This is a genomic window from Parachitinimonas caeni (assembly GCF_030129945.1).
Taxonomy (GTDB): Bacteria; Pseudomonadota; Gammaproteobacteria; order Burkholderiales; family Chitinimonadaceae; genus Parachitinimonas; species Parachitinimonas caeni.
The window spans coordinates 1-4,275 of sequence record NZ_JARRAF010000085.1 but is presented as its reverse complement, the minus strand read 5'-3'; the positions used below and the strand labels follow the sequence as shown (position 1 = coordinate 4,275).

The following is a 4,275-nucleotide window of genomic DNA, read 5'->3' as shown; positions in this document are numbered from 1 at the left end:
GCGGCCTGAGGGGACTGCGGGCGATTCACCAGCAGCAGGACCTCGCTGCCGGGGGCGGTGAAGTCCTGCCGGTTCCAGCTGGCCGCCGCCTGGTCATCCAGCAGGAGACGGCCCTCCGGGGTGTACAGGCGGTAGCGGGCCTGATCCAGCGTTTGCGGGAAGGCCAGCTGATAGCGCTGGCCCGCCGTGACCGGCAGGCGCCAGACCCCGAGGGTCTGCCCGGCGGCCAGGGCAGGGCTGGCGCTGACGGGGGTCGCCAGCCGAGTCAGATCGCTCAGACTGAACTGGTAGTCGGGCGTGGCCAGTCCCTCGGCCCGGACCCGGATATCCCACTGCCCGGCGGGCAAGGTCACGACACGATAGGCCCCGCGCTGGGCGAGGTCGAGGGTCTGGCTCTGGCCATCCGGCCCCTGCAGCGTCAGCGTGGCGGCGCCCCCGCCGGCTTGCAGCAGCACGCTGGTCGGGGCGGTCAAGGTCAGCGGATAGTGGGCTTCGGCCCCTGGCGAGGCCAGGCGGGCACTGATCTGCTCCCCCAGGGCCACCGGCTGCCGGCTGTCCTGTACCCGGATCAGCTGCACGCTGCTGTGGCGCGGCAGGACGCTGCTGGCATCGCCATTCAGGCGCAGCAGGTAGCGGCCCGTCTGTGGCAAGACCATGCGAGGGCTGGTGGCCTGACCGTAGAAATAGCTATCGACGACGACTTGGCCATCCGGCCCCAGCAGGGCCCAGCTCTGGAAGCTGCTATCGCCGGACAGCCCGTGCCAGTCGAGCAGCAGGGTGTCGCCGGCCTGTCCCGCGATTTGCCAGGCGCTGGCCTGCCGGCCTTCGCTGACCTGGGTTTCGACGACCGGACCCGCCGTCAGCACCGGCAGATCGGCCACGCTCTGCAGCTGCCAGCTGTAGCGGCCCGCCGCTTCGCTGGCCGTCTGTACGGACAGCTGGTAATCGCCGGCCGCCAGATCCAGCCACCGATGCTGGTTAAGGAGATTGCGGCCATCTCCCAGGCTATGCAGCACGGCCCCGGTATCGGCCCGGCGCAGGGTGAGGGTATGGGCATTGCCGACCGCATGCAGCCAGACCGGCCCGCCCTGTTTCAGGCTGAAGCGGTAGTCCGCCCGTTCGGCCGGGTTGGCCAGCTGACCGCTCTGGGCGCTGCCAGGCACATACCGCTGTTCGCCGACGGCGGCCGTCTGCAGGTGGAAGGTCGTCTGGGAGCCCGCACTGTCGGAGGCGCCCAGATGCAGCTGGTAATGACCGGATTGCCGCACGCTCAGGCTGAGGCCACTGTCCAGTCCGTGATCATTGCCGAATCCGCCCTGCTGGGCGATCTGGCCATCCGGGCCGATCAGGCGCCAGTCATGGCGCTGGCCCCAGGCCATCGGCCCGGCGGCAGCGAACCAGTAGCGCTGGCCGGCTTGCAGATCGAGATCAAGCACGGCATCGGCCACGCCCTGCTGCCAGTGCAGCGTGGTCTGACCGGCGACGGCCAGCGACCGGGTCTCCAGGCGCCGGCTGGTGAGCGCAATCGTGCTGCCGGCACGCAGGCCCGGCTGCTGCAGGCGCACAGTGTACAGGCCGGCGGCCAGGGCCCAGGCTTGCGGGTCGTCCTGCGAGCGACCGGTCTGCAGCGGCGCCAGCGGCCGGTTGAAGGCGTCGAGCAGGGTCAGCTGCAAGCCGTCCGGACCATCAAACACGATCTGGCCGGCCGTCACCAGGCTCAGCCGGTAGTCGAGCGGGCCACCGCTCTGCAGCAGCCGGGCACTGACCGTCTGGTCCAAGGGCAGGCTGGGGGGCTCGGCCGGGGTCTGGACCAGTTCGAAGTGCAGGCTGGCTGCGCCCAGACTGCCCGTTGCCTGGCGGGAGATCGCCAGCAGGTAGCGTCCGCTGACCGGAACCGGATCGAGCAGCGGCCCACTGTCGGTGGTAGCGGTGCCCGCTACCGGGTTCAGCAGCTGGCCATGCGGGTCGTACAGGCGGAAGTGGTTGCCTGCGCCCATCGCCTCTCCGGCCAGCCAGTGCAGGCGCTGGCCGGCTTCCAGCTGGACGGCGAACAGCTCATAGGGGTCGTTGGCATCCAGGGTGATCTTGACCGGGGTGTTGACGCTGACCGGGTAGCATTGGGCGGCGGTGCGCAGGATGAACCGCGCTTCGCCGCTGCCCTCGCTCAGGCGCAGCTGATAGTGGCCCGCCGGCAGCCAGCGTACCGGCAGCTGCCAGCCCGTGGCCGCCCCGATCTCGCCGCCTTCCTGCGTACCCGCCGGTCCTTCGAGCTGCCAGTGCTGATAGGCTCCGGACAGCCACTCCAGTGCCAGCCAGCCGTCTTCGGCCAGATCGAAGGCAAAGGCGTCACCGGCTGCCGGCTGCCAGTTGATGGTCTGCCCAGGCTGCACGGGGGTCGCCGTGTCCGGGGTGGTGCGCACCTGCCGGAAGCCGAAGGTCTGGGCGACTGGTGGCGGCGGGCCATTGCCGTCAAGCGGGGCCGGTTCGCGCTCGATGCGCAGGGTGAGGGGACCGGACCAGTCCGTATCCACCATGCGGCTGCCCATGTCGCTTTCGCTGCCCAATCCGCCTTCGCCATCGTGCAGGGCCTGGCCGGCGCGGTTGTACAGGGCCAGGCGATACCCCTCCAGCCGGCCGAACACCAGGGTGCCCTCGCCGTTGTCGCTCAGGGCGCCCAGTTCGAGCTGACCCGCCGCAACCGGATCGAGCCGCAGCCAGCGGCTGGCGCCCGGTGCCAGATCGCTCAGGCTGATGGGCTGGTTGGCCGCAGTGGGTGGCAGCGCCGCCAGCGGCTGCAGGCTGATCGCCGCTTCGCCCAGGCTAGCGGCCGCGTGGTGGTCGAATTCCAGCCGGTAGTGGCCGGCTTCCAGAAACAGGGGCTGCGAACCCAACGACTCGCCCAGTACCTGCCAGGGAATCTTGGTGTCACGCGGACCGCTGAGGCGGATGTCGGTGCCGGCCAGCGCCGACAGGGGCTGTGCCAGCCAGAGCCCGCTCTGTGCCAGATCGAATTCGATCACGCCACGCTGGTTGTCGCCGGTGAAGGCAAGGCGCAGGGCATGGGTCTGCAGGGGGTCGAGCAGGCCGCGTGGCTGGACCAGGGCCGGCGACAGCGGCAGATGGTCGATCTGCACCGCCAGCGAGAGGGCGCTCTGGCCCGGATTGTCGAGGCGCAGCAGGTAGTCGCCGGATTGGGGAATGTCGCGGCTGAGCGCTTCGTCGAAACGGCCACTGGCCAGCTGCCGCCCTTGCAGGTCATACAGGGTGTAGCGGCCCTGCGGGGCCGCCGGACGCGGTTGCCACTGCCAGCGCGCATTGGCTGTCAGCGGCAGCCGGTACAGCTGGCTGTCCTCGGCCGGCAGGCTCAGGGTCTGCAGGCGGTTGGTGGCCAGGATCGGCGCCTCGCTGCCGCGCCGCAGGCGGATCCGGTTCTGGGGGCCGGTCTCGGCTCCGCCCAGATAGACGCGGTAGTGATATTCACCAGCCTCGGCCTGGAAGACGGTGAGGCCGTCCTCGCCGAGCCGCCCGCCCTGCCAGATCGGCTTCAAGCCTTCCGACTCGGCATGCTGTGTGAGCGCGGTCCAGGCGGCGTCACGGCTGTAACGGGTCTGCAGGTCAAACAGCAACAGGTCATCCGCCGCCAGGCTCACCTGGAAGGTGCGGCCATCCAGGCTGTTGAAGTCATCGCGCCAGACGCCGGCCACCAGGGGACCGTCACTGGCCACCGGAGGCGCCACCTCGGTACGGCTGGCCTGCAGGGTCAGCGGCGCGGTGGTCACCCCGCTGCGCTGCAGCCAGAGCCGGACCGGACCGGCATGGTAGTCCTGATCGAAGCTCAGTCGCTGACGGGTGTCCCCGGCCGGAGCCGGCTGCCAGGACAGGCGTCGGGGATCGCCGCCGTCGGCGGGCAGCTGCCATAGCGTCCAGGCGTCGGGATCGCCCGTCTGCAGCAGGAGTTCGAACTGGGCGAGCGGGGTCGAATCCAGTTCGAGGATCTGATCGACGGCCGTCGTCGCCAGGGTCTGCGCCGCCCCTATCGGCAACACCTGCCGGTCGAGCGCCTGCAGGGTCAGCGACAGTTCGGCAGGCACCGGACTGCGGTGGCGGCTCTGCAGCTGGTAGTCACCCGCCGGCAGCCAGGCGATGATCGGCCGGCTGTCGGCGGCCTCGCCCCACTGCCCGACCGGGTAGCTGCGCCGGGCATCCAGGGCGTTCAAGGTCAGGTCGCCCTGACTGCCTGCCATCGCCTGGGCGTCCAGACGCCACCAGCCCGCC

At 70.4% G+C, this 4,275-nt stretch carries 1 protein-coding gene; it reads right to left on the bottom strand.

What is annotated here, in order from left to right:
- Positions 1–4,275, bottom strand: a 4,275-nt coding sequence (locus PZA18_RS23425) for a hypothetical protein (RefSeq protein ID WP_284103318.1), incomplete at both ends; no start/stop codon positions are given.